Source organism: Kovacikia sp. CALU 1929 (assembly GCF_056784235.1).
This window is the reverse complement of record NZ_JBXBCF010000028.1, coordinates 1-2,516: the sequence shown is the minus strand read 5'-3', so window position 1 is coordinate 2,516 and position 2,516 is coordinate 1. Positions and strand designations below refer to the sequence as shown.

Annotated in this window: 6 protein-coding genes and 1 pseudogene; 6 read left to right on the top strand and 1 reads right to left on the bottom strand. The window is 44.2% G+C overall.

Annotated features, from left to right (window positions below; translation table 11 throughout):
• A pseudogene (locus AC1S52_RS02175) lies at positions 1-134 on the bottom strand (IS630 family transposase); the annotation flags it as partial.
• 156 nt (positions 135-290) lie between these two features.
• Here AC1S52_RS02175 and AC1S52_RS02170 point away from each other — a divergent pair.
• From AC1S52_RS02170 to AC1S52_RS02145, 6 genes are all read left to right on the top strand, one after another.
• A complete protein-coding gene (locus tag AC1S52_RS02170; RefSeq protein ID WP_482027403.1) occupies positions 291-638 on the top strand; it encodes an STAS domain-containing protein in 348 nt (115 codons plus the stop codon).
• A gap of 297 nt (positions 639-935) precedes the next feature.
• Positions 936-1,121 (top strand): hypothetical protein, encoded by a 186-nt coding sequence (locus AC1S52_RS02165; RefSeq protein WP_482027402.1) that lies wholly within the window; start codon positions 936-938, stop codon positions 1,119-1,121.
• The gene (locus AC1S52_RS02160; protein WP_482027401.1) at positions 1,112-1,222 is read left to right on the top strand and encodes a DUF3131 domain-containing protein; all 111 of its coding nucleotides are present in this window, start codon (positions 1,112-1,114) and stop codon (positions 1,220-1,222) included. Before AC1S52_RS02165 ends, AC1S52_RS02160 begins: the two co-directional genes overlap by 10 nt.
• A gap of 8 nt (positions 1,223-1,230) precedes the next feature.
• Positions 1,231-1,785: a glycosyltransferase family 2 protein gene (locus tag AC1S52_RS02155; protein ID WP_482027400.1), complete on the top strand. Its 555-nt coding sequence runs from the start codon at positions 1,231-1,233 to the stop codon at positions 1,783-1,785.
• Between the two features lie 41 nt (positions 1,786-1,826).
• On the top strand, positions 1,827-1,994 hold the full coding sequence (locus AC1S52_RS02150; protein ID WP_482027399.1) for a hypothetical protein: 168 nt from the start codon (positions 1,827-1,829) through the stop codon (positions 1,992-1,994).
• Positions 1,995-2,065: 71 nt separating this feature from the next.
• Positions 2,066-2,371, top strand: coding sequence for an STAS domain-containing protein (locus AC1S52_RS02145; protein ID WP_482027398.1), 306 nt, complete (start codon positions 2,066-2,068; stop codon positions 2,369-2,371).
• Positions 2,372-2,516 lie beyond the last annotated feature (145 nt).

The window sequence follows — 2,516 nt, the reverse complement described above, 5'->3', positions numbered from 1 at the left end:
TGGTTCGTATCGGCTTTAAGCAGAATCCGGGCATGGTTCATTTTGTAAGCAGCAACTTTGCCTGTTGTTGTCAGCCCCTCCAACTCTTCTCGTTCTTCAGCACTCAGAGAGACGATGTATTTCTTTTTTGCCATGAATCTCAAGTAAACGCGATGGCTTAAATTATCATCGAATTACCCCTCAAATCAAAGCTGACAGACTACTAGACTGATTCCTTATTTCTGGTTGAGTCTAATGTTTAAGTACTCTTTTGTCCGGGAATTCTAGAGCAATCGAGGTAGGTTACTAACATGCTTCAAGTTTTTCACGTTTATCGAGTGTTAAGCTCTGCCAATGGTCAAGCACTGATTGAAGAAATCAACGTAAGTTTGGGGAAAGGAGTCAGGGAGATTATCATCAACTGCCGGGGGGTTTCCTTCATGGACAGTATGGGACTTAACTGCTTGGTGCGGATTAAGCACCGTGTGTCTGAAGCTGGGGGACAACTAGCGTTGTGTTCGTTGTGTGGACAAGCAAAAATGATTCTAGAATTGGCTAATCTCGATGAGATATTTGAGTGCTACGACAGCCTCGATTCATTCTGCAACGAATCATCCTGCCAGATGCCACCAAAAGCTGAACAGGCTTCTTTGAGATAGGGCTGAGGTGAATCGGTGATCGCTTTAAACTCACTGTTCTATAGCAATGTGAGCCAATCGCTATGTAGCTTACCCGCGCCTATTATTAAACTAACTGAGGTATATTTTATGAATTCTGACTTTGAATCTTCTTCAAAATAATGGGTGATGTTGGCGACTGTGGGTGGAATGGTTACCGCATTATTCGCGATCGCTAGCCTAGAGCTTCTTTCTCAGAAGTTGAGTCGAATCCCAACGAACGCAACTGCTAGAGTGGATGCTGTTCAAAAACCAAAGAACTTGCCTGACTCAGAACCTATGCTTGATTCAGCAGCGATCGCCAAATTGGATGCCGAATCAATGAGTATTCCTGGGCAACCCCTACAAAAAGGACTATTAACGCCAGCGGAACTTGCAATGGCACGACAAGCGTGGCAATATTTTCAGCGTAACTGGAACCAAAAACTGGACTGGTTAATTCAGCCGATGGTTTTGTGTCAGTAACTTTACGGGATCAGGCAGCAGCGATCGCGGCATTAGTTAGTGCAAAAGAACTCAAGCTTATTTCTGATGCAGAGTTTAGCGCCAAAATGAGTTTGACCTGATTGGCGGTATGTCTAGCAGCCGCATTACCGAAGATATGAATACGGCAATGCGGCTGCACTCATCCGGGTGGAAATCTGTATATCACAATGAACTGCTGGCAGAAGGATTGGCTCCCGACGATCTCAGTCCAACCCTAAAACAGCGGTTGCGTTGGGCACAGGGAACAGCTCAGGTCTTGCAGCAGGAAAATCCTTTAACAAAACCAGGACTCAGTTTCTGGCAGCGACTACAGTATTTCCAGACAATGTATAGCTACTTTTCTGGATTCGCAACGGCTATTTTTATTGCCTGTCCGATCATTTTCTTTTTCACTGGGGTGATTCCAGTCAAAGCCTACGGATCTGATTTTGCGCTTCACTTTTTTCCTGCATTCATGCTCAATCGGATTACCTTCGCGGTTGCTGCTTGGGGTATTCCGGCAGGAGAAATCTGGCGTTCAGAACAATATGCGTCGTCCTTTTTCCTCTCTATATTCAAGCGATATGGAGTGTTTTTACCAAACGCCCCATTAACTTTCAAGTCACACCAAAGCAACGACAATCAGGGATCTACCTTAATCTAGTGGCTCCTTAAATCGTAGTCTTTGGATTGACCATTTTAGGAATGCCATGGGGTTTGCTCCAGTACATTTTGGGGAACTTGCAAGACCCCTGGATATATGTGCTAAATGCTGCTTGGGCTGTCTATAACCTGTCCCTATTGGGAGTTATCATTCGTGCTGCCGTTTGGCAACCTGAACCAGAAACAAAAAGTAAAACCAACGTTGGCTAACTTCAACAGTTGGGTACTCTAAGAATAGAAAATCCTGCTCATTTACCAATGGGATATTGAGGTAAAAACTAATGAATTCTGAAGTGAAAATCATCCAACCCTCTGGCATTTTAGACAGCATTCGAGGAAATGAATTGCGTAGAGAAATTAGTGATCTTGTGTGTATTGGAGTTAAATACATTGTGATTGATTGTTGCAATGTAGAATTTATGGATAGTTCTGGATTGGGCGGACTAGTTATGACACTGAAACTGGTGCGGGAAGAGGGCGGCAAGCTTGCACTCTGTTCCATTAATGATCAGCTTCGGATGCTGCTGGAATTAACCAGTATGGATGGTGTATTTGACGTATTTCAAAGTCCAGCGGAGTTTAGCTAGACTCTAGGGCACCTCGAAAAATCGAAAAATGGGTGTCTCAACTTGAGAATGAGCAGCTAAAATGTCGGCAGTTAGGCTATCCGAGAACAGCAATGGGGCAAACAGGTTTCTGGGATTTAGAGCAACGCCAGCAAGAATTAGCAGC

Excerpts from the sequence above, each read along its gene's own strand:
- AC1S52_RS02170 (WP_482027403.1), top strand. The coding sequence starts at position 291 with ATGCTTCAAGTTTTTCACGTTTATCGAGTGTTAAGCTCTGCCAATGGT.
- AC1S52_RS02165 (WP_482027402.1), top strand. The coding sequence starts at position 936 with ATGCTTGATTCAGCAGCGATCGCCAAATTGGATGCCGAATCAATGAGT.
- AC1S52_RS02155 (WP_482027400.1), top strand. The coding sequence starts at position 1,231 with ATGTCTAGCAGCCGCATTACCGAAGATATGAATACGGCAATGCGGCTG.
- AC1S52_RS02150 (WP_482027399.1), top strand. The coding sequence starts at position 1,827 with ATGCCATGGGGTTTGCTCCAGTACATTTTGGGGAACTTGCAAGACCCC.
- AC1S52_RS02145 (WP_482027398.1), top strand. The coding sequence starts at position 2,066 with ATGAATTCTGAAGTGAAAATCATCCAACCCTCTGGCATTTTAGACAGC.